Raw genomic sequence first — 24,135 nt, forward strand, 5'->3', positions numbered from 1 at the left:
CGTTTGCAACAACTTCTAAGAATATATCTAAAGAAAAAAAGAGCTCTCATTTGAGAGCTCTTCCCTATTAATTGATTTAATTTACGCCTACTTGACTCCAAGCACTTGCAACTGAATTGTATGTTGAACCTGTACCATAAAGGTCGGAAGTTGCCTGCAACAGTGCTGAACGAGCTGCACTAAAGTTGCTTGTTGGTGTTAAATAAATGCTCAATGCGCGGTAATAAATTTTCTCAGCTTTTGTTTTGCCAATGCTTTGGATTGTTAAATACGCTGCTTTATTCGGAATTCCACTGTTCGTGTGAACACCACCGTTGTCAGAAGACGTATAATAATAGTCGTTCATATGAGAAGGCTGTCCATAAGCATCTGGATTCGATAAGCTTCGGAGAGCATCTCCAGACTTATTAGGCGTATAAACATCTTCACCGAGAAGGAAGTCCTCAGGCTCAACGAAATAGCCAAACACATCTGCCATTGATTCATTCAGTGCTCCTGATTGATCCTGGTAGCGAAGTCCAGCCGTTCTTTCAATTACAGCATGCGTAATTTCGTGCGCAACGACATCCTGTGCACCAGATAGTGGATCGAAAGTTGAGCCGTCACCATCGCCATAAACCATCTGTGCACCGTTCCAGAACGCATTATTGTAATTTGATCCATAGTGAACTGTTGAACGGATTGTCGCACCATTGTTGTCGTAGCTGTTTCGACCGTGCGTGTTGTAATAGTAATCATATACTGTACCAGCATAATAGTGTGCATCCACATCTGCACCCTGCGATGTCGAAGTAAACGCATTATTGCTGTCTACTGAATAGTTTCCAGGAAGAGAAGAACCGTAATTGGCTGTTCTTGTTTCAATGACGCCACTCATTGACTTCGTTGTGTCATATAGATAGTACGTGCCATTAGCGTAGTACGTATTAAGTGACTTGTAATCATCTAGCACCCCATATCCATAACCAGTTGTTGCTCCTTCTGTTACGGCATTATAGGAATCTACGATCGATCCATCTCGTGCGTCTACATAAATTTGCCAGTTCGCAGGATATGGATCGATGAACTGAAGCTGGACTTTATATGTCATGTAATAGTTTCCATCTTTTTCATAAACTACTTTTTCACTTTTCTCTGTCATATCCGTTGCTTCAGATTTTCTTACAAAGCTAGGATTGTCATCTACAACATTTTTGGGTTTTACATCGATCGACTTCCAAGCTTTTTTAACTGCCTTCTCTTCTGATAATTTTGCTTTAGAACTACCTTTGAAATTCTTTTCTGCATCAGGATGAAGGTCACCATTAACCGCTACAACTTCGCCACTTTCATCAGTATGTACGATGAATCTCGCTCCGTCGATCGCAACACCTTTAACCGTTTGAACATACTCATAATGTGTCATACCAAGGTCATCCGTCGATTCGTTAACTAGTTTTAGATTTTTCCCTTTTACTTTAAATAGGCTTTCATTTGATTTTAAGTAAGATTTAACTGCTTTTTCTGTTTTAACATTCTTTTCCGATAGTTTTCCAGAAAGGAAAGATGGCACCTTGCGCTCATTCTCCCAATTTTGCTTCACAACTTCCATTTTCTCTAATGCCTGTTTTTGTTCAGGATTTAAATCAGTAGAAGTAGCAGCACCAGCAGGTAGAGCTGAACCAAATGCAAGACCAGTCGCAAGAACAACGGCGATTCCCTTTTTCATTTTCATTTCCCCCAATTCGGAATTATTAGAATTTTTAGTACATTAGTAGATTATCACATAATTTCATATGTTTGTATTGGGAAATATAGTAGAATACACAGGAGTATAATGGGGTTTTGAGCAGACCATTTCCCAATAACAATATGAGGTTTATAGTGATATACTTTATCTACGAGATTTTTTTGTTTGTAAAATAATTACAAAATTAGGTGAATACATGCAAATAAGGCAGGCCATTGGCCTGCCTTATTTGCATGTATTGTTTTTAAGCGCAATCTTAGTACTATTATATTTCTTTTACTCTTTAAAGCTTTTCAAGTATAATGCAATGAATGTTTCCCAAATGAGGCTCTTTTCTAAAAGATTGTTGTTTTGAAAAGATTTTCTTAAAAGAATCTGACAAAATGAATACCCTTGATTAAACGACATATGCTTTCATAAATTCCTCAATTTCTATAGCAGGTTTTGGCTTACTATATAAATAGCCTTGAACTTCATAACATTCAAGTTCTTTCAAGACAGACAACTGTTCTTCCGTTTCTACCCCTTCAGCTATAATATCTAGTTCAAGATGCCTCGCCATTGAAATAATTGTTGTGACTACCGCAAGATCACACGAACTATTCGTAATATCTTTAATAAATAAGCGGTCAATCTTCAATCGATTGATAGGAAGTTTATTCATATAGTTTAGTGAGCTATACCCCGTTCCGAAATCATCCATGCTAATTTCAAGTCCTAACTCCCTTAATTTATATAACTTCTCAATTGTTTCTTCCTCGTTAAACATAGCCATGCTTTCAGTAATTTCGATTTCAAGTGATTTCGGTTCAAGTCCCACTTCTTCTAGAATTGTATGAATTGTACAAACAATATCTTCTTGATTGAAATGTCGTTGCGATAAGTTCACAGCCATCGTTAACTCATGCTCATAAAGAAGGTGCCACTGCTTTAACTGCTCACACGCCTGTTTCATTACCCACTTTTCGATCGGAATAATTAACCCTGTTTCTTCCGCTGCTTTAATAAATTCATCTGGTGGAATTAATCCAATGTTCGGATGTTGCCACCTTACAAGCGCTTCAAACCCAATTACCTTACCTAGAAGAGTGTTAATTTTTGGTTGGTAATAAACAACTAGCTCATTTTCATCGACGGCTCTCCGAAGATCGTTCTCAAGTATAATCTTATGAAGGGTCTGGTTACTCATATCTTCTATATAGAAAGCAAAATTATTAGTCGTCTTATCCTTTACATCATACATTGCCATGTCTGCATGCTTTAATAACTCAGCTGCGTCACTTCCATGTTGAGGGTAAATAGAAATACCTATGCTAGCTGTTAGGAGACATTCTTGATTATCGATTAATAATGGTTGATGAAATGACTCAAGCACCTGTTTTGCTAGTCCAGCAACACGCTCTTCTTCTTCAGTTACGAGAATTGTAAATTCATCTCCCCCTAATCTAGCAACCACAAATCCGTCATTAAGAACCTGTTTAATGCGCTCCCCAATGGCTTGAAGCACCCGGTCACCGAACTCATGCCCAAATAAATCATTAATACGCTTAAATCGATCAAAATCTAGGAGCAATACTGCAAATGGTTCTGGTTCATCTTGTTTGAGAAGTCCTGTAAGCTTCTCATTGAAATAGCGGCGATTTGGTAAACCAGTAAGCTCATCATGGTAAGCTAAGTAATGAATCATCTTCTCTGCTCGGTTGTTCTCAGTTATATCTTTTGCAATACCATATACGCCAACAATCTTACCACCAATCATTATCGGTACCGTTGAGATATAGAGATCTTTATGATCCGCCTTTTTTGTTTGAATTTTCACCTCGAATTGATGAACTTCTCCTTGTAAAGATCTATGAAACATTCCTCTAGCAAGTTCAACATCACTAGATGATATAACCTGATCAAAGGTCATCTTTTTCAATTCTGAAATCGAGTAACCAGTGTATTCTGAGGCAATATAGTTAACGCTTATAAATTTCCCCTCAGTATTAATTGAGAACACAGCATCAGGATTATGATGAAATAACGATTGAAACTGTTGCTCATTCTTAGCAAGTCGATTAGACTGCTCCAATTGTCTTATTAACCCCAGTCGATCAGGAATATAAATTAGTCCTCCTATGCAAATGAGGAAAAAAGCAAGAGCAACGAGATAAGGATCAAATTTGTCACTTGAATTTGTAAATGTCGTTTGATCAATCATTCCATAGAACAATAAGTAGGGTAGACATATAAAAGCGGTTCCTGCCGCAAAAGCTCCTGCAAGCTGCAATCCTTTATCATCAGTTAAATGGTCTTCTAGATTAATTAAATGTAAAAAGCGAATAAGACACATGGTAAACCCTATAATTACAATAACTGCTAACAACAGGTGCAGTGGATTGAATGAAATTACGTGACTAAAGTAAACAAGATTGCCAGTCGAAAAAGCAACTAGAATTCCTGTGGCTAAACCCAATCCAATCTTTAAGTGAGAACGATGCCTCAATCCCTTTTGTAAGATGTTCTTAAAGATCATATAGCTATTAAATGAACTTAACGTAATCAAAATAATAGCGTGAAGAAGATATATTTTGAAGCTAGTAAATGGGGAAACTGATAAATTTACTAGTAAATTTATCAAATAAAAAGAAACCCCCATCATAATTGATTTTAAGATAATCCATTGATTTGCACCATTAGAGTCATTCTTTGTATTAACCACAACCGTGATTCCTCCATAAAAAGAAATCAGGGCTAGTATAAATGCGGATAATGTATATAAATATCCAATGTTGTATAAAGAAAGTATGGAACTCATTTAATCACCGGGCCTTCTGCTACCAAACGCTATCTGTCGAGCTAAACGCTTGAGTAATAATGATGAATGCGTTATGAAAGCTCCATTTCTTACATAAACATGGAACAACCATGAACAAGCAGGTGAGCATCTATGTATAAGAAAATGGCAGCCGTTTTCTTCGGAAGTATTTTGGTTGGATTTGGCATCAACGGTTTTCTTGTTCCGAATCAGTTAATAGATGGTGGAATGATTGGAATTGGTTTAATTATTAAATACATCTGGGGTTATCAAACAGGACTAACTATTATCTGCTTAAGTATCCCACTATACATTATTGCATTTGTTTATTTCCGTCCCTATTTCTACAATAGCCTCCATGGATTATTATTATCTTCCTTTTTTATTGATGTTCTATCACCACTACGCCACACCTTTTCCCTCTCCATCCTACCAAGCGCCATTCTCGGTGGACTTTTTGTTGGTTCAGGTATAGGATTAATGCTTAAATTTGATACAAGTACAGGTGGAACAGATCTTCTTGCACAATTTATCTCACGTGTACTCTCGTTAAACGTTGGGATGATTATTTTTCTTATTGATGGCTTTGTTATTATTATCGGCTCAAAGACCATTGGTTTGAACGCTACATTGTATTCAGCTGTAACTATTTTTGCTGTTGGAATTGCGACAGGCTTGTTAACCCTTCATAAACAGACAGCCTAAAGCGCATGTCCTGTGGACATGCGTTTTAGTATTCATGTTATACAACTTGTTAATTATTCACTTTTTCAGTACTCCAATAATGTTCGCTAATGACGTCCGCAAAAGCTTTAACCGTTCTGCTCAATTGCTCTAGGTTGTTATCGACTCCACCCATTTCAATTAATATTGCACTTGGAGATAAATCCTGGTTGTAAATCCCATCTACCCCCTGTCCTTTCTTTCCAATAACCCCTCTACTTAGTCCAGGATATTCCTCCTTTAACGCCTCATGTAAATCCTTCGCTAATGCAAGGTTTTTTTCATAATTAGGATTTTCTTCTCCTATAACAAAGACAGTACGAGCGTATTCTTTGTTATTAATAGTCACTGTTGTATCTTTCGCTCTTAATGAATCCCGATGAATATCAATTAACAAATCTAACCCATCACTTCCACCCATGGCAGATTGAACGATTGTCCTTGAAACATCGTACGCTTTTCCATGTTCCCATCCTTTTTCATTTAGGAGAGCTCCTATATTTGAATCATCTACCTGCGTTCCAATTCCTCTATTCTCTAATTCTTCCCCGAGCATTTTTCCTATTAATGTTATATTTGTTTTTCCATCGTTAGCTTTATTTGCATTCTTCTCTCCTTCTAACCCAAGTAAAGGAAGATAGGATTCGTAGCTGTGGGAATGATAGATAAATGCCACTTTTCGACCGTCTGTAGTATGAAGGGGAGGAGTTACTTGGTCTTTAGAATCTTGAATTTGAAGTTTATCAGAAGATATTTCACGTTCTTTTAATAACTCGTTAAGTGACGGAACTGATTCTACAGGCAAATTTGTGAAGTTTGTGCCTTCTCCAGCAACGTGAATTTTGGCATCGTATAAAGCAAAGCCTGGTAGCTCTCCACCCACTAAACTTCTAACATCTCCTGGCTTAATGCTCGTAATAAATTGAAACGCAACTAGTGAAAAAGCAGGAGGCTCACTTTCTTCAGGTAATACTTGAGTTAGGTAATGATTTTCAGTTCCCATTCCATATATTATTGCTTCTGTAGAAAAGCTCGTGATCCAGTTATGAATCATAGAAGAAGAGAGCCGATATTTTGTTTCTGATGATGAAATGATTCCAGCAAGTATAAATAATACAATTAGACCAATAATCGTAAAAAAAGAAAAGGTTCTAATTTGACTGCCGTTTCTATCACTAAACAATTTAATTGTGTTGCTTTTCATCCCTATTTCCCTCCCACCATTCCGTTCATTCTTAATCTATTTCTATGAAAAAGATGATGGAATTAGAAGATTTTTTTACTAGCAAACATAGATAGTTTTCATATTCAAATAAGTAGAACCAAAATATATTTGATAATTAGATGTGTGAAAAGTATGATTAAGGTGAGGATACAGGAGGTGAACAGAATGGGTAAATCATCCGCATATATAAGTGCAACAATTTTGTTCCTTGTCTTGGTTGTAGGTTTTACATACTGGCTTTCCACAACCGAAGAACATGCTGGAGGTGGCGAAGGTAGTCACAGCGAGCAATCTGAAGAAGGCGGTGACTCTGCTGGAGGAGAAGCTGAGCAAATTTTTGCACAGAATTGTGCTTCATGCCACGGAGAAAACCTTGGTGGTGGTGCAGGACCTGCACTTGAAGCAGTTGGTGGCACTTACTCCAAAGATGAAATTCTTGATATTATCAAGAATGGAAAAGGTGGCGGAATGCCAGCAGGTTTAATTGAGGGTAAAGAAGCAGAGTTAGTCGCAACGTGGCTTGCAGAAAAGAAATAAGTGAACCTTCCATCAGAGGGAGTTTTGCTACTCATTTAGGATAGGGTAAGCGCTTTACCTAAAAACCTTCTGCTCAAAGAGCAGAAGGTTTTTTATTCACCAATAAGAAAGCGTTATCATAAAATAGCTTGATTTCAAGATGTTTTTATTGAGATATCTCTTCCACCGCTGTATAATGAACTTGTAAACATTATAGCGAACTATCTTCGGGGCAGGGTGTAATTCCCGACCGGCGGTGAAGGATATGCAATTCCTCAAGCCCGCGAGCCTGTTTTTTGGGCAGGATCTGGTGTGATTCCAGAGCCGACAGTATAGTCTGGATGGGAGAAGATGGTGGAGTAGTAAGTTGCTTTCATTTTTCTGGAAAGTGCTTGCTTATTTCCCCATGCCGTAACCATGAGCCCCATACTCATGGTTTTTTGTGTGCACTGGGGCCACATCTCCTTTTTCGGTGGTTCGAAAAAAAGGGAGCAATGTCAAAATGAAAAGTGTGTCTAAAACGCAACGCATGATTGTAGTTGCTATGTTCAGTAGTATTTCATACTTACTGATGCTACTCGATTTTCCACTACCTGGGTTTCCTGTTTTTCTTCAAATTGACTTCAGTGAAATACCAGCACTCTTTGTGGCCATCTTGTATGGTCCAGTAGCAGGAATTCTTGTAGAAGCGATTAAGAATTTTATCCACTTCGGTATTCAAGGAAGTTTCACAGGCGTCCCTATCGGTCAGCTTGCTAACTTCATCGCAGGTGTATTCTTCATCGTACCAACAGCTCTAATTTTCCGTAAGTTTAACCAAACCCAGAAAGGTTTAACACTGGGACTTACATTCGGAACGATTCTTATGGCAACAATGATGGGATTGTTGAACTATTTGATTATTCTTCCTGCCTACACTTGGTTTATGGGATTTGAAGAAATGTCAGCTTCAGCCCGACAGGCACTTGTATTAACTGGTATCACACCATTCAACCTAGTTAAAGGTGCAATTGTAGCAGGAATCTTTATTGCCTTCTTTGTGAAATTAAAACCTTGGTTTGTTAGGCAAGCCAGAACTATATAGTCATCAATTAAAAGCCAAAATCATCTTTATGATTCTGGCTTTTTTTATTTATATTCTTCTATTAACACCGGCACCTCTCATTAATTGACTTTAGCTCATATCGTAGACATTTTTGCTATTGCGATTATTTCCGCTCCAGGATGCTCTAATCACTAAGTCTGGTATTTTTCAATATTTGTTTCAAAAGCAGCAATCTTTTAGAAAAAGCCTTGGCTTTAGAATAGAAGATATGTTAATTCGCAACAAAGGAGAAATGACATATTTTGTAGAATTAGTTAGAAAATTGGTATAGGAGGTTTCGATTATGTTAGCAATAGAGTGGCTAGAACAATCGACAATCATAGATCTGCAACACGCCATGTTTAAAGGGGAGCTAACAACCCACCAGCTTGTTCGGTTCTACCTTGAGCAAATCTTAAAACACAATTCTGAACTTAATGCTGTACTAGAAGTAAATCCAGATGCTCTATTTATTGCAGAAGGCCTTGATCGTGAACGAAAACAAATCGGATCAAGAAGTCTTCTTCATGGCATACCAATACTATTAAAAGACAACATCAATACTGGAGATAATATGCACACAAGTGCTGGCTCTATTGCCCTAAGCAACTCCTATGGTAAAGAAGACGCTTCTCTCGTAAAGAAGCTTCGTGAGGCTGGAGCAGTAATCCTCGGTAAAACGAACATGACAGAATGGGCGAATTTCATGAGTGACTCAATGCCAAATGGTTATAGTTCAAGGGGAGGTCAGGTACTAAATCCTTATGGACCAGGCACTCTAGACGTAGGAGGATCAAGTTCTGGCTCTGCTGTAGCAGTTGCATGCCACTTCGCTACAGCTGCAATCGGTACTGAAACGAACGGATCCATTCTAAGTCCGGCAAGTTCAAATGCTGTCGTTGGATTAAAACCTACGATTGGAACGGTGAGCAGAAAAGGGATCATTCCCATATCACAGTCACAGGATATAGCGGGCCCTATTACTCGCAACGTTACAGATGCTGCTATTATTCTAGGTGTTATTTCCGGGGGTGATGTAGAGGATCCATCTACCCACCATGTTCCTTCTTACCACAATTACACCCCATACCTTCTCCAAACTTTATTTGAAGAATTTAGGGTAGGAGTCGTTAAGAATGACTATTATAATGCTATGCACCCAGAAGAACAAAAGCAAATGAATCGAGCCCTTGATGAACTTCAAAAAGCTGGATGTACTATTGTGGAGATTGAAGAAATATGCGCACGTCAGGAAGATCTCGAGAATGACTACCAGGTCCTGCTTCATGAATTCAAATCCGGCATCAATAGCTACCTTGCTAAAGAAACACACTCGACAATGACATCACTTGAATCAATCATTGCTTATAACGATTCTAATAAAGATACAGCCTTGCGTTACGGTCAGTCTTTATTAATAGAAGCAAATCAAACGAGTGGGCAATTAACACATCCGAACTATTTAGAAAGCAGGCTTTTCGATTTGAAATACGCAAAAGAAAAAGGTCTTGATCACATCATGGAATCTGAGCGTTTGGATGCTTTACTATTTGCTGGCTGCTATGGTTCAACTCTACCTGCCAAAGCAGGATATCCTTCACTAACCGTCCCAGCGGGTACTACCTCAAATAACAAACCATTTGGCATTACGTTTACTGGAAAAGGATTGAGTGAACCACAACTCATTAAACTCGCTTATGTCTACGAACAGCAAACAAACTATCGTAAACTCCCAAATTTCTAGTTTATTTGATATGAATAGAAAGGCTTGTTAGCTCATATTGTTGATTTCTCGATTTTTGGCTCATTTGAGTGAAACCTCAGTTTCACTCGCCTTTCAGTTCTGCTTAAAGGTCACCCAAGGGCGTAAATGAGCCAAAATCAACACTGTTCATTGACATAGCTTATAGAAAAAAAGCGTGAACCGAGTGGTTCACGCTTTTCTCAAATTACTTCTCAATGGTTACCCATTTAAGAGAAGAATCAGCTCCAAACTTATGAACGTAATAGTTCTTCACGTAGTCCTGCATAAGAATGGCTCTTCCTGCCTGATAAGTAGGAACGATCGCAGTATCTTCTTCAATTAGAAGACGCTCTGCTTCTTGCATCATTTCCCAACGCTTCTGCTCATCTGATTCAGTTTTAGCATCAGTAACTAACTGATCATACTTTTCGTTTGAGTAGTCCATACGGTTGTATGCTCCACCAGTTTCAAACATGTATACATATGTCATCGGATCTGGATAGTCTGGTCCCCAACCACCAGTTGAGATATCGAAGTCCCCAGCATCCTCAAGCTCTAGGAATTGCTTCCACGGTTGCTTATTGATTGTAACTTTAAGCCCATCAAGCTTAGATTCAAATTGGTCTTTCGCATATTCTGCGATTTTTGAAGCAAGGTCACTATCAGTTGTAAGGAATTCAAGTTCTACACTGTCAGTACCAAGCGCTTCAAGACCTTTATTCCAATATTCAGTAGCATCCTCTGCTGTTTTATCAGCTAGATATCCTTCTGGAGATGCTGCGCGGAAATCTTCTCCTTCATATGTTAGGAAATCTTTAGGAACAAGGTAGCGAGCAGCTACTGATCCATTGTTAAGCAATACATTTACAAGCCCTTCACGGTCATAAGCAAGGAACAATGCTTTACGAATATCATTATTCGCTAATGCTTCGTTCTTTTGGTTTAAACGTAGGAAGAAAATAGATGTATCAAGAACGGTAGAGAAATCATCTCTGTCTTTAAACTGATCAACGAAGTCTGCACTAAGACCAGCGCGGTCAATCTTTCCAGTTTCATAAAGATTCACACGTGTTGCTTCGTCTTTAACAATTTTGTAGTTCGCTTCTTTAAGCTGAACAGTATCAGCATCCCAATAGCCATCGTTCTTTGCTAGTTTCCAACCTTCACCATGGTTCCATTCAGCTAGTGTAAATGGACCGTTGTAAAGCATAGTGTCAGTTTCTAGAGCGTAGTTCTCACCTTGCTCTTCAGCAAATTTCTGAGGTTGTGGATAGAAAGAAGCAAATGTAAGAAGATCAAAGAAATAAGGAACTTGTTGAGTGACAACGATTTCTAACGTCTTATCGTCAACGGCTTTAACGCCTAGCTCTTCCACTTTACCGTAAAGTGGATCTCCTTCAGTAACGATTTCATTTCCGTTCTTGATTCCAGCAGCACCCATCATAGAAGCGTAACCGCCCATTGTATCTGGGTGAATAATCTTATGCCAAGAATAGACGAAGTCTTCTGCAGTAACTGGCGTTCCATCTGACCAGTTAGCATCATCGCGAAGTTTAAACGTGTAAACTGTTTCACCGTCTTTTTCTTCTACTTCTGGCTCTTCAGCTGCCATACCAAGTACTGGCTTATTATCTTTATCTAGTCTGTAAAGTCCTTCAAATACTTGGTTAATAACGTTAAATGCTACCTGATCTGTCGCCTGAGTTGTATCCATAGTCGGAATATCTTGTGAATCCGTTAAATTTAAAATCTGCTCTACTGACTCCTCTGAACTATCCCCATCTGATCCGCTTGACGCTTCTCCTTCACTGTTTGTGTTACTTGATGTGCTCGAGTTACCTGAACACGCAGCAAGGAAAAGGCTTAACAACAAGATGACTGAAAGCAGTAGTGAAAACTTGTTCTTCATTGTGTTACCCCCTATTTGTTTGTACCATTCGGGTCAATTACAAGTTGACCTTTCACTGTCGAATATGAAAATGGTGTGCTAACTGCGGGATTGCGAGCTCTATAACAGGGAGGTCATGTCACTCTACCGTAGTATTCCACAGTTTCACCCAGTCTTCATAAACGACAATATTCTGAATGATTAAACTTATTGTAAATTTCAGAAAAGTTTCTGTAACCATCCAATTCGATTAAAATAACCCATCCAATTTGGTTAATTCTACAAAAACAACCTCCAAATGGCTTAAAACCTGTATTTTCAAAAGAAAAGCGAGCGCGTTTTTTTTAAAATAATTTATACAATTTTCAAAATATTTGTCTATAATAGGGAGTGAGGTGATGGACAATGGCGAGATTTATACTGAATCTAGAAAGCAACAAACCGTTGTACAAACAAATCGTTGATTACTATGAAACTTCTATTATAAATGGTTCCCTACAAATCGGTACATCGCTACCTACTGAACGTGATCTTGCACTAAAGCTCGGCGTAAATCGTAGTACAGTGACGACCGCATACGCAGAACTTCGTGCCAATGGTCTGATAACTTCTAAACAAGGGAGTGGAACTCGCGTTAGCAAAGAGGCAGCAGACCTTCTTCCCGATCACTCCATCACCTGGAGTAAACTTAGAAATCATCATCTAGTAGAGGATTCTTCTATTTTTAGTAAAGTAACAAATTATATGAATGAACCATCATTTATTAATTTCCTTTCAGGATCAGTAGCACCTGATTTATGCTTGGCGAGAACAGCATCTGATTTAATCCCATTTGCAACTCGATCCGAGAGTTACCCTCCTATTGCTTCAAGGGTAGCTCAATCACTTTGCTACTTACTGGATGGGGAAGTAACACCTGATAATATGGTGATTACTTCAAGTCTTGAGCACGCTTTACTTATTGCGGTCAAATGCTTTCTCAATCCAGGAGATACAATCGCAGTTGAAGAACCTGTCAATTATTCTAACCTTAACATGTTGCTTGCTTCAGGAATTAAAATAAACTGGTTTTCATCGGAACGACCTCTTACTAACCAGCTCATTGAGAAAGAAAACATACAGCTAGTTGTTACAAGTTCTCTTTACGATCATTCAACCTATACGACATCTACCATTCAGAAAAGAAAAAAACTCCTGTCTCAGTGTGAGAAATGGAACATCCCTATACTGGAACTACATGATGCACAATTTTTCATGCAACCTTCGAGAGAGAAACTAAGATCTTATTATGAACTTGGCCAAGATCGCAAAATGGTTCTTCAAATCGGTCATATGACTGGGATCTCACCAGGTATAAGTATCGGCTGGATATTAGGGCCAGAAAATGTCATAGAACGTGTACATGACCTTCAAATACAGTTAAGTTTGAATCCTCCACCTATTCTTCTTGAATTAGTAGAAAATATTTTGAACTCGGACGAAATGAATGATCATTTCGAAAAAGTGAGTAGAGAACTAATTAACCGCAAACAAGAAGTGTTACACAAACTTAGTACACTCCAAGATCATATAACGATACTCGATCAAGATGATCCTACTGCTATCTGGTTTGATTTCACACCTGCCCTTAATCAGCACGAAGTTTTTGATTCTCTTTTAGAAGCCAAAATTTTATTACTTATATATGGACATGATCATGCTGTCAGAATGAAATTACCTCTTTCCTATGTTAGAAAAGAGGCGCTACTGGAAGGAACCAGTCGTCTCATTGCAGTGCTGAATCGATTGCACATCATGCAATATGCAGAGATTTACTAATATTTCAATGAATTGAAAAAGGCACCGTCAGACGGTGCCTTCATTGTTTATTTCTTTTTCTTTTTTCTTGCCGAATCCTTTGGTAATCCCATTTCAATCCCAGTTCCCTGACCTTCAGGCTGAGATGAAGCCAGGCTATTTGTGGTAGGGTTTGCCTTATGTTTAGCCATTCTTCTCACCTCCACCGTATAGCCTTTCCTCGAAATGCTCACATTATCCATCCTTCAACACTTCGATCGTACTTTAATCAATGGATCGTTAGTTGAGAGATAGCAAAAGACCATGTTCACTCATAAATACTTCAATTTGGAGTTTATGATGTTCATCATGCTCAATCAAACCTTTAATATAGCTTGTAAGGCATAGAGGGAATTTATCGATGTAAAACGTATCAGTCCATTGCTTTCTACCCAATGGTTTAAGGTGCTCAACGACCTTCTGTCTTTCTTTAACTGTTTCATTAATAATCTCATCTTTTGAAAAGCCGGAATGAGCATGTGCTGCAGCACTTCTGTTTACTTCCTCTACTGTCGAAGCAAGTCCGGTTAACGATGCACCACTACTAAGATATGAGATTCTTTCTTGCAAAAGATAGTCATCCCATGCCCTGATATGAGAAATAATCTCAGCAGGTGACCATTTTCCAGGCTTAATTGAGCTAAAAAAGACTTCCTCGCTCATCTTCATTGCTATTTCTTGTAGCCAGTCCGTTAAAGAAGCATATTCATTTAATACAGAGCGTTCATCTGTCATCAAATCGACTCCTTCCCTAATTAACAAGCCTATCGACGATTCTGCCTTGTACGATCCCCTGCTAGCTTCTTCCATTTTTTCTTTTCTTCTAATTGGGCTTTCTTATTTGTTTGTCTTTCAAGAAAAGAGAGTTCACGTTGGAATTTCTGGTAGTTACGAAAGCGCCTCAGCTCGAGTTCTCCAACTTGTATCGCTTCTTCAACAGCGCAACCAGGCTCTCCATTATGCTTGCAGTCTCGGAAGTGACATCCTTCTGCTAGGCTTTCAATATCGTGAAAGCTGTGCGACATATCACTCGCTTCCCATAACTGTAGTTCCCTCATTCCAGGAGTATCAATTAAGACACCTCCACTTTCAAGTACAATGAGCTCCCTACTCGTTGTCGTGTGTCTTCCTTTCCCATCTCCTTCTCTAATATCCTGAACGGTCTGAACGTCAGTTCCGTACAATTTATTAATAAGCGTCGATTTCCCTGCGCCAGAAGAACCGAGTAGAGCAGTAGTTGTACCAATCGATAGATATGATGTAAGTTCATTAATTCCCGTATCTGTAGCTGAACTCACTACATGTATTGGAACACCTATTGCAATCCCTTCTAGTGCCTCAACTTTCTCTTCTATGCTCTTAGCTAGATCTGCTTTACTAAGAACAATTACGGGATTAGCTCCACTCTCCCACGCCATAACAAGATAACGTTCAATTCGACCAATATTAAAATCTTGATTCAATGCATTAACAAGGAAGACGGTGTCAATGTTCGTAGCTATAATTTGTTCCTCTGTTGTATTACCAGCTGCTTTTCGTGAAAACTTGCTTTTTCTAGGTAGTACATAATGAATAACTGCTCGCTGATTCTCCTGTGGTGCGATCAGAACCCAGTCTCCCACTGCTGGTAAATCCTCTCGTGAATCTGATTCAAATCTAAATTTACCAGAGAGCGCTGCCATGTATGTCATCTGTTCTGATGACACCTCATAAGAACCTCTATGTTCTTGTTTAACTCTTGCCGGCTCAAGACCTTCTTTTTTCATTTCTTGATACGCCTCGTCAAGAAATGAGTTCCAACCTAAATGAAGTAAATTCAATTGTATGCCTCCTGATTAATAAGTCATTTACTGTATAAAAAAGAGCCGTACTAAACAGCCGGCTTTTCAATACAGTTCGCATGTATTAACATGCTAGAAATGTAATAAAACCATGGACAGGAGTGCACAGTCCATGGTTTTATACTTGTTAATCAGAAGAAAATCACTTCTAATAATGACCCCGATCGGACTGTGCACAATATGCAATTAGCAATAAACGATTATTGAAATTTACCATAATGCACAACCCCTTTCCGATACTTGATAAGTCTATTATACTAAAGCCTATATTAATTGCAAATGTTTTCTGACTAATTACATTACTTCAACAACAATGGCAATTCCTTGTCCCCCACCAATACAAAGTGAGGCTACTCCATACTTTCCATTTCGTCGCTTTAATTCTTTAATTAAGGTGTATAGTACTCTTGTGCCACTTGCACCTACTGGGTGCCCGAGCGCAATCGCACCACCATTCACATTCACTTTTGATCGATCCAGTTCAAGCGCTTTTTTCTACTGCTAAATACTGGGCGGCAAACGCTTCGTTTACTTCAATAAGGTCCATTTCTTGAATAGTGAGATTCGCATTATGCAATGCCTTCTTGATAGCAGGAACCGGTCCAATCCCCATTATAGAAGGATCTACACCAGCTATCCCCCATGAGACGATTCGCGCTAGCGGTGCACGATTATTGGATGATAAATAGTCTTCTCCTGCTAACACGACGGCTGCTGCTCCATCGTTAATACCACTTGCATTTCCACCCGTTACTGTACCATTTTTCCGAAATGCAGGTTTCAATGAGGCAAGCTTCTCTACTGTTGTTCCTTCACGAATATGTTCATCTACTAAAATGTGGTTCACACCTTTAGAGCTAGTTACTTCTACTGATGCAATCTCCTCAGCAAAAAGACCCTGCTCTCTTGCACGCGCTGCTCTTTGCTGACTCTCAAATGCAAATTGATCTTGATCCTCACGAGAAATACTATATTGCTCAGCTAGATTTTCTCCCGTTATCCCCATTCCAAACCCTGTGTATTCATCCGTTAAAGTTGCCATTAGCATATCGTCGATTTTAGGTGCTCCAGTTTTCGCCCCAAAGCGACTGCCTCTAAGAGCATAAGGAGATAAACTCATGTTGTCAGCACCACCTGCAAGTGCCGTTTTCCCTTCATCCATCATAATGGACTGAGCAGCCGAAATAACTGACTGCATACCAGATCCACATAGACGATTAACGGTCAGTGCTGGACTTTCGATTGGTACACCTGCTCCAAGCGCTATATGCCTAGCGAGATACGATGCATTTGAAGTAGAATGAATAACATTTCCTATTACAGAAAGGTCAATCTCGGAAGCCTCGACGCCACTCTTTCTTAAAGCTTCCTTACTTGCCACAATACCTAAATCAGTTGGACTAACATCTTTTAGAGAGCCTCCGAACGTTCCAAATGGTGTTCTGGCACCTTCTAGAATAAATACATCTTTCATGTTTCTCCCTCCATTCCTCTCTATTTTACAAATAAAAGGAAAGCGTTTACAAGTTTATTGTGCTGTATACCCTCCATCAATTACAACTGCCTGACCAGTTACACCTTTAGCTTTATCACTCGCTAAAAACATCGTATAATCTGCTATTTCTTGAACTGACAGTAACCTTTTTTGTGGTACAAGTGGATAAATCACTTCTTCTAGTACCTTTTCAAGTGGAACATCTCTCGTTGATGCAAGGTCTTCAAGTTGCCCACGTACGAGTGGCGTATCAACATATCCAGGGCATACTGCATTCACAGTTATACCATGCTCTGCTCCTTCTAGTGCTGCTACTTTTGTTAATCCAATGACACCATGCTTCGCACTGTTGTAAGCTGCTTTACCAGAAAAGCCAACAAGCCCGTTGATTGATGCCATGTTTATGATCCTACCAAACTTTTGTTTTTTCATAACTGGAAATACTAGTTTGGTTGCTATGAAAGGAGCAACCAGCATTACCTTTGTTAGCAGCTCGAATTTCTCTATTGGAAAAAATTCAATTTCTGAAACATGTTGAAGCCCTGCATTATTAATGAATACGTCGATTCGATTGTAGTGATTGAGTGTTTGATTGACTAACTCTTCCACTTCTTTTTCGCTTGTAACATCACAGCGGATACCAATCGTATCTGCACCTTTTTCATTCATTTCGTATGCAGCCTGCTTTACTTTATCTTCATCTAAGTCGCTTAGAATAACCTGAGCCCCATTTTCCGCAAAAACAGCGGCTAGCTCTTTACCGATTCCACTTGCTGCCCCAGTAATCACAACTACCTTATTCTCAACTAACAAAATTCTTCAACCTCCATTCTATTAGATTCCGAGTCCAAGACTGAATAATACAATAGCTAGAGCAAGTCCTATTAGAGGAACTATGACGGTTAATGCTCCTACTGCTCCATATGCATCTTGATGCGTTTCTCCACAAATAGCTCGGATCGTTGTAACTACATAACCATTATGAGGTAGAGAGTCGAGTGCACCAGAAGAAATCGCAATCGTTCGATGCAATGCCTCTGCATTCACACCTGCATCAATATAATGAGGTGCAAGAATTGGTAAAGCAATGACCTGACCACCTGATGCAGATCCTGTTAATCCTGCAATCACACTTACAGCAATTGCCCCTCCAATTAATGGGCTTCCTGGGATACCTGTCATGAAATTAACAGCTGTTTCAAATGCAGGAACTGCTTTAGCAACGCCACCAAAGCCAACAACTGCAGCCGTATTACCAATTGCAATTAATGCACCGAGTGTGCCATCCGAAACAGCACGGCCAAAGTTCGCAAAGTATTTCCGGTTTAATAAATACGTCGATAGTATACCGCCTAGCAATGCGATAATAAGCGCAGATTGCTTTAAGTCATCGTGGAAAATAAATGAAATAATTAAGACAATCACAAGTGGTACAAGACCAAGCAAAGGATGTGGCAGTGGACGATTTTCAATTTCTGGATCTTCCTTTCGTCCTTCAAACCGTTCTCCTTTAGCAACCGCTTTTGTAATCATTCGTTTCAGCCACCAGTAGCCGAACAAAGCCATGAATAGTGCAACAATTAAGCTCACTTCCCAACCTGCATATGGACTCGTATTTAAATATTCGATCGGAATCCAGTTTTGAATCTCAGGTGAGCCTGCAGATGTCATAGTGAACGTAACAGAACCAAATGCAAGCGTTGCTGGAATAAACCTTCGTGGTAGATCTGCTTGTTTAAATAAACTCACTGCCATTGGATATACCGAAAAGGCAACAACAAAGAGACTAACACCGCCGTAAGTTAAGATCGCACAGGCAAGGACGATCGCGAGAACGGCTTGCTTTAATCCAAGCTTCTCCACAACCCATTTCGAAACGCTGTCAGCTGCACCACTATCCTCCATTACCTTTCCAAAAATAGCACCGAGTAGGAACATTGGAAACCATGCTGCAACAAATCCTGAAAATCCTCCCATATAGTTACCAACATAGTTCGGCATTCCCTCTTCTACAAGCTGTGGAAAAAGTGGTAATCCACTTAGTAAAGCTACCACAATTGCGCATAGCGGTCCTGCTACAAGTAGATTCATACCCTTCATCGTGAGATAGATGAGAAGTAGTAGTCCGCCAATTAAACCAATCATACTTAACATGACTTTTCCCCCTTATTAATACGCATCATAGCGAATTGATGCTGAAACAATTATGTCTGGTTCTGTTGAATTCTTAACCTCTTCTAACGTAAATCCATTTGCTATTTCTCTAACAACTAAGCCTTCATTTGTTACATCTAGCACAGCACGATCAGTAATAATACGATTAACGACGCCTTTTCCAGTTAATGGTAGCGAACACCCGTTAACAATCTTTGGAGCCCCATCCTTGTTAACGTGATCCATAATCACCGTAATTTTTTGGGCTCCATGTACTAGATCCATCGCTCCCCCCATACCTTTAATCATCTTACCGGGGATCATCCAATTCGCGAGATCTCCTTGGCTAGAAACTTCCATTCCTCCAAGGATGGCAAGGTCAATATGCCCTCCGCGAATCATTCCGAACGATTCGGCGCTATTAAAGTAAGAAGCTCCTTTTATTGCTGTTACCGTTTCTTTACCTGCATTAATAAGATCAGGTTCAACTTCATCTTCAGCTGGATATTCACCAATGCCAAGTAACCCATTCTCTGATTGAAGCACCACAACTTTATCTTCAGAAATATAATTCGCTACTAGAGTGGGCATTCCAATACCGAGATTGACATAGTAACCGCTCTCAATTTCTTGTTCAGCTCTTCTAGCGATTCGTTCTCTTACGTTGCTTTTAATTCCTTTCATTCTATATCTCCCCTATCCCTCACGAACGGTTCTTCGTTCGATACGTTTTTCTTGTACTGCTTCAAGTAGTCCCTGTACATAAATACCAGGCGTATGTATTTGGTCTGGTTCGATCATGCCAGTCGGTACTATTTGCTCGACTTCTACTAAAGTAACCTTACCAGCTGCAGCAATCATTGGATTAAAATTACGTGCCGTTTTGTTGTAAATCAAGTTCCCCATTTCATCTGCTTTCAGCGCTCTGATGAGGCTATAGTCTGCTTTCAACCCTTTTTCTAACACATATTCCTTTCCATCAAATACTCTTGTCTCTTTACCCTCAGCCACCGGTGTGCCAACTCCTGCTGGCGTATAAAATGCTGGTATGCCCGCACCACCTGCACGAATTCGTTCAGCAAGGGTTCCTTGTGGCGTTAATTCCACCTCAAGTTCGCCTGATAGTACCTGACGCTCAAACTCTTTATTTTCTCCAACGTAAGATCCAATCATTTTAGTTATTTGATGATTTTTAAGTAGAAGACCAAGTCCCCAATCATCCACACCACAATTATTAGATATTACTGTTAGTCCTTTAACGCCTGACTCAACTAAGCCTAGAATCATTTGTTCCGGTATCCCAACTAATCCAAATCCACCAACCATTATGGTTGATCCGTCTGCGATATCTTTTACCGCATCATATCCATTCATAAATTGTCTTTTCATATTCACAACTCCTTTTCGTCTTCTCTTACATATGATGCAAGTTCCATGCCAATTAGTGAAAGTTCACTAAAATGTAAGCGTTTACTTAACCTGCGATAAAAAAAACCATTATCGAATTCCGATTTTCCGGAATAAACGCATTATATATACGAAAGTCACAAGTAACTTCTCAATTCATTAACCTATAAAAACAAAAATTCCAGAAAAACGGAATGAATTCCGGTTTTCTGGAAAAATCTAAACCAAATCATACTTATTGATTTTATCGTATAAGCTTGTTTTTCCAATACCAAGAATTTTTGCAGCAGCAAGTTTATCATTCTCACATTGGATAAGGGTTTTACGTATCGCTTCACATTCTGCTTTTTCTACTATATCCTTAAGCTTACGATTACCTGTAACAAGTCCTTCGTTCTCCTTTAAGTAATCAGGAAGAGAAGCAACATCAACTGTTTCTGTTCGGGTTAAATGAACAGATGCTTCAAGAGCATTTTCAAGTTCACGGGCATTTCCTGGCCAATTGTGTTGAAGAAGTAATTGCATTGCATTATCTTCAATACCAATGACACGCTTGCCAGCCTTCGCAGAAATCTTTCTAACGAATGATTCTGCTAATGGCTTCACATCTTGCACCCGCTCCCTTAATGCAGGAATAAATAATTGAATTACATTGATGCGATAGAATAGATCTTCTCGGAATCTCCGTTCTTCTACCATTGCCTCTAAAGGACGATTGGTTGCAGCAATAATTCTTACGTCCACTTTTTTAGTTCGCAGGCTACCGACTCGCTCTACCTCTCGATCCTGTAATACACGTAAGAGTTTCACCTGCATATTTGCTGGCATATCACCAATTTCATCAAGAAATATCGTACCTTTATCCGCTAGCTCAAACTTCCCGAGTTTCCCACCTTTTTTTGCTCCAGTAAAAGCTCCTTCTTCATATCCAAACAGCTCAGACTCAAGTAACTGATCAGGTATGGCCCCGCAATTCACCTTGATAAATGGACGATTGCTACGTTCACTAAGCTGATGAATGCTATGGGCAAATAACTCTTTGCCAGTTCCGCTTTCTCCACGAATAAGAACGGAGACGTTTCCGCTCGCAACTTGCTTTACCTTTTCTTTAAGACTTCTTATCGGCTCAGAGGTTCCCACAATGTCATAAAGTGAATAGCTAGCACCATTTTCCTTTGAGGATCCACTTCGATAATATTCTAATTCAGATAGAAGAACCTTGATATGCGTATTCATCTGTTTCCATTGTTCAGTATCACGAAAAATAACAGTCCCTACTGCTCCTATTATTTCGTCGTCTTGGTAAATGGGAACTCGGTTTGCAATCATATAATTGCCGCGAATGTACTGTAAATCAGCAAGCTCCATGTTTCCACTTCTAGCAACGATATGCATACGGGTATTCTCTATTACATCTGTCACATGTCTTCCTACTACCGTTTCACGATCAACCTCAAGAAATTCACAATATGTTTTATTCATATAATCAATCATGCCATCTTTGTTAACGACAACTAGCCATTCGTAAGCATTATCAATTATCGTTTCTAGCATTCTGCTTTTTTTTGTAAGTTCACCGGGGTTCACCTCAGCCACTCCTTTAGTAGTTCTATCTTCTATTGTATCACTCTCTTAGATTGCTGATTTAGACTAAAAAAACTGCCGAGTATAAACCGGCAGCCTCCACATTAGCTAACTTGATAAGATAGACGAATCATATCTCGGCAGCGAATGCCGTCCTCCACAATTGGCTCAGGATAATCGTCAAAGAAACCTTGGACAATACCGCATATTCTAAAGCCACATTTTTGATATAAAGCAAGTTGAGCTATGCTCGAATTACCTGTGCCGATTTCTACTGAAGTCACACCCATCTCTTTTGCACGCTGTAAAGCATCTTGAATAAGCTGTTTTCCTAGTCCCCTTCCTCTTTCCTCCTCTTTGACAGCAATGTTCATTATTTCTGCTTTATTAGAGGTGTGTGTCACTAAGATATAGACACCCACCACTTCTTGATCGACTGCTATAAAGCATTTTCCTTTTTGAACATATTCTCTAATCTTATGAATAGACGGATCTGCTTCAAGAAGAAGTTCATATGGATAATTCTCTGTTTCTTCTATAATCATGAACACAATCACCTCCTCTTATCGAAGATTAAATGTCATTTTGCTACCACTTACTTTCTTATGAATAGGAAACTGACTCAGCTTCACTGTTACTTCACTCGAACGCTTAAAGAATTCTTTCTTTACATGGAATTCTTGAATCTCTTTATCTGGCATCGTCTCAGATGAACTGCCATATGATTCTGCTAGCTCCCCATTCTCATTGCTGATTTCAATAAGCGGTCCTACATTATAGTAACCTTCTGAATTTGATTGAGACTCCGTTTTATTGTACTTTAAGTTCTGCATCTCTTCAGTTACCATGTTAAACCACATCTGAAACCGGTCTCCGGGAATGTCTTCAAGTTGAATGCCTATGCCTAACACATCGCTCGGTCCTTCATCTACTTCATAGCCAGGTAATGCATTGGATAAACCAGCATATGATACGGTCATTCCATTTCTTGTTCCTAGCTCTTCCAACACATCTAGCTTATCTCCTTTGGACAACGCAAGTCCCCTGTTAATCATTTCACTATTAATTGTATAGGAGAGTGGTTCATTACGATCGATGAAATCTAATGCACGCACCTGAACTTGAAAGGTGTCAGGAGTACTCTCGAATGTAGGTAAACTCACTTCGTAATGATTGTCCTTCTTCATTACTGGATAATATCCTTCGCTCATCACCTTTCCATTTGAAACTGTATCAAGTGTTATACCTTGCAAGTTTTCATCTGTTTTCTCAAGCTGAAATGAAAGGTTAAGATGATGCATTCTAAACACCAAATCCTTCCACTTTACTTGAAGGCCATTGTCCAAATTCGTTGTCTTATTTAGTTCGAATGCTTCAAGCGTCTGATCAAATTGTGGGTTGAACGATGTGTCGAAAGAAATAGAATCCAGTGCCTCTCCTCTTCCAGAGTCTCGAACCATTTCAGGATTCACTAGCGTTATGTAATCAACGTTGTTCCATTCGTATACTTGTTGAAATTCGTCATATGCTTCTTCAGAGTCTACCATGTTAATCGCAATTCCTCTGTATAGTTTGTGCTTATACACATAACTTTGCGGAATCGTATTCGGTCCCCTATTCGATAATTTGTTAACGTTCATTGAGATAGAGTTCTCTTTAGAATGCAGAGAAAGTTCATTAAAAGTAAGTTGTGGTATATCCTTTTCGTTCTGATCCTCTGGAAGCAAATCTACACTGTAAATCATGTGAAGGTAATGATCCTGCATCCATACCTTTTCTATTTCTAGTGTCCGTCTTTCTTTCACTAATACTTTCTCTAGATCCACATCTTGAAAAAGTTGATATTCTATAGGCATAAATGAGCCAGTAAGTTCTTGCGAGATTTGTTCGAATACTTTAGTTTCACTTTGTACTTCGTTGAACTCCTTATTAATCTCAAAGGTTGGTTCACTATTTTGACTCCAATTAAGATAAACAAGAAACGCCCCGAACAGAAGTAGAACAGGTATAAGCTTCATACCTATTTTCTTACGTTTAGTATCTTTCATCCCATTCTCCTTTACATATATTCCACGCAAACTTATCATACTATTCTTTCAATTAATGAGT

At 39.2% G+C, this 24,135-nt stretch carries 19 protein-coding genes, 1 pseudogene and 1 riboswitch; of the genes and pseudogenes, 5 read left to right on the plus strand and 15 right to left on the minus strand.

The features are described 5' to 3' along the window. Nucleotides 1-76: 76 nt before the first annotated feature. Together AB986_RS18390 and AB986_RS18395 are read right to left on the minus strand one after the other, a co-directional pair. Nucleotides 77-1,708, minus strand: a complete 1,632-nt coding sequence (locus AB986_RS18390; protein ID WP_048313088.1) for a M4 family metallopeptidase — start codon at nt 1,706-1,708, stop codon at nt 77-79. Nucleotides 1,709-2,126: 418 nt separating this feature from the next. After that, entirely contained in the window at nt 2,127-4,433 is a 2,307-nt protein-coding gene (locus AB986_RS18395; protein WP_053216253.1) for a putative bifunctional diguanylate cyclase/phosphodiesterase, read from the minus strand. A 228-nt stretch (nt 4,434-4,661) separates the two neighbouring features. Here AB986_RS18395 and AB986_RS18400 point away from each other — a divergent pair, with 228 nt between their 5' ends. Further along, nucleotides 4,662-5,234 carry a YitT family protein gene (locus AB986_RS18400; RefSeq protein WP_048313089.1) on the plus strand — a complete coding sequence of 191 codons (573 nt, stop codon included), beginning with the start codon at nt 4,662-4,664 and terminating at the stop codon, nt 5,232-5,234. A 49-nt stretch (nt 5,235-5,283) separates the two neighbouring features. Here AB986_RS18400 and spoIIP read toward each other — a convergent pair whose 3' ends face one another. Then, nucleotides 5,284-6,456 (minus strand): stage II sporulation protein P, encoded by a 1,173-nt coding sequence (spoIIP, locus tag AB986_RS18405; protein ID WP_053216254.1) that lies wholly within the window; start codon nt 6,454-6,456, stop codon nt 5,284-5,286. A gap of 186 nt (nt 6,457-6,642) precedes the next feature. On the opposite strand from spoIIP, the gene AB986_RS18410 reads away from it, so the two are divergent. The 3 genes from AB986_RS18410 to AB986_RS18420 all read left to right on the plus strand — a co-directional run bounded on the left by AB986_RS18410 (nt 6,643) and on the right by AB986_RS18420 (nt 9,821). Then, nucleotides 6,643-7,014, plus strand: a complete 372-nt coding sequence (locus tag AB986_RS18410) for a c-type cytochrome (RefSeq protein ID WP_084006649.1) — start codon at nt 6,643-6,645, stop codon at nt 7,012-7,014. 198 nt (nt 7,015-7,212) lie between these two features. Further along, nucleotides 7,213-7,350, plus strand: a riboswitch (FMN riboswitch). A gap of 145 nt (nt 7,351-7,495) precedes the next feature. Then, nucleotides 7,496-8,077 (plus strand): ECF transporter S component, encoded by a 582-nt coding sequence (locus AB986_RS18415; RefSeq protein WP_048313090.1) that lies wholly within the window; start codon nt 7,496-7,498, stop codon nt 8,075-8,077. 304 nt (nt 8,078-8,381) lie between these two features. Beyond that, nucleotides 8,382-9,821: an amidase family protein gene (locus tag AB986_RS18420; RefSeq protein WP_048313091.1), complete on the plus strand. Its 1,440-nt coding sequence runs from the start codon at nt 8,382-8,384 to the stop codon at nt 9,819-9,821. 205 nt (nt 9,822-10,026) lie between these two features. On the opposite strand, the gene AB986_RS18425 is transcribed toward AB986_RS18420, so the two are convergent. Continuing rightward, a complete protein-coding gene (locus tag AB986_RS18425; RefSeq protein WP_048313092.1) occupies nt 10,027-11,730 on the minus strand; it encodes a peptide ABC transporter substrate-binding protein in 1,704 nt (567 codons plus the stop codon). 384 nt (nt 11,731-12,114) lie between these two features. On the opposite strand from AB986_RS18425, the gene AB986_RS18430 reads away from it, so the two are divergent. Then, nucleotides 12,115-13,527, plus strand: coding sequence for an aminotransferase-like domain-containing protein (locus tag AB986_RS18430; RefSeq protein ID WP_048313093.1), 1,413 nt, complete (start codon nt 12,115-12,117; stop codon nt 13,525-13,527). A 47-nt stretch (nt 13,528-13,574) separates the two neighbouring features. On the opposite strand, the gene AB986_RS22135 is transcribed toward AB986_RS18430, so the two are convergent. The 11 genes and pseudogenes from AB986_RS22135 to AB986_RS18480 form a co-directional block, all read right to left on the minus strand. Further along, entirely contained in the window at nt 13,575-13,697 is a 123-nt protein-coding gene (locus tag AB986_RS22135) for a YuzL family protein (RefSeq protein WP_136948263.1), read from the minus strand. An 88-nt stretch (nt 13,698-13,785) separates the two neighbouring features. Next, nucleotides 13,786-14,280 (minus strand): DinB family protein, encoded by a 495-nt coding sequence (locus AB986_RS18435; protein ID WP_048313094.1) that lies wholly within the window; start codon nt 14,278-14,280, stop codon nt 13,786-13,788. A gap of 29 nt (nt 14,281-14,309) precedes the next feature. After that, nucleotides 14,310-15,365, minus strand: a complete 1,056-nt coding sequence (gene rsgA, locus AB986_RS18440) for a ribosome small subunit-dependent GTPase A (protein WP_048313095.1) — start codon at nt 15,363-15,365, stop codon at nt 14,310-14,312. Nucleotides 15,366-15,680: 315 nt separating this feature from the next. Next, nucleotides 15,681-16,860, minus strand: a pseudogene (locus tag AB986_RS18445) (thiolase family protein). 54 nt (nt 16,861-16,914) lie between these two features. Beyond that, nucleotides 16,915-17,694, minus strand: coding sequence for a 3-hydroxybutyrate dehydrogenase (locus AB986_RS18450; protein ID WP_048313096.1), 780 nt, complete (start codon nt 17,692-17,694; stop codon nt 16,915-16,917). Nucleotides 17,695-17,715: 21 nt separating this feature from the next. Continuing rightward, nucleotides 17,716-19,035 carry a GntP family permease gene (locus AB986_RS18455; protein ID WP_048313097.1) on the minus strand — a complete coding sequence of 440 codons (1,320 nt, stop codon included), beginning with the start codon at nt 19,033-19,035 and terminating at the stop codon, nt 17,716-17,718. Nucleotides 19,036-19,050: 15 nt separating this feature from the next. After that, complete coding sequence (locus AB986_RS18460) at nt 19,051-19,719, minus strand: 3-oxoacid CoA-transferase subunit B (protein WP_048313098.1); 669 nt, start codon at nt 19,717-19,719, stop codon at nt 19,051-19,053. A 12-nt stretch (nt 19,720-19,731) separates the two neighbouring features. Next, nucleotides 19,732-20,424, minus strand: a complete 693-nt coding sequence (locus AB986_RS18465; RefSeq protein ID WP_048313099.1) for a CoA transferase subunit A — start codon at nt 20,422-20,424, stop codon at nt 19,732-19,734. A gap of 237 nt (nt 20,425-20,661) precedes the next feature. Beyond that, nucleotides 20,662-21,996 (minus strand): sigma-54 interaction domain-containing protein, encoded by a 1,335-nt coding sequence (locus AB986_RS18470; RefSeq protein ID WP_048313256.1) that lies wholly within the window; start codon nt 21,994-21,996, stop codon nt 20,662-20,664. A gap of 134 nt (nt 21,997-22,130) precedes the next feature. Next, nucleotides 22,131-22,571 (minus strand): GNAT family N-acetyltransferase, encoded by a 441-nt coding sequence (locus AB986_RS18475; protein WP_048313100.1) that lies wholly within the window; start codon nt 22,569-22,571, stop codon nt 22,131-22,133. Nucleotides 22,572-22,589: 18 nt separating this feature from the next. Then, entirely contained in the window at nt 22,590-24,074 is a 1,485-nt protein-coding gene (locus tag AB986_RS18480) for a hypothetical protein (RefSeq protein WP_048313101.1), read from the minus strand. Nucleotides 24,075-24,135 lie beyond the last annotated feature (61 nt).

It is taken from the genome of Guptibacillus hwajinpoensis (assembly GCF_001039475.1).
GTDB lineage: Bacteria > Bacillota > Bacilli > Bacillales > Guptibacillaceae > Guptibacillus > Guptibacillus hwajinpoensis.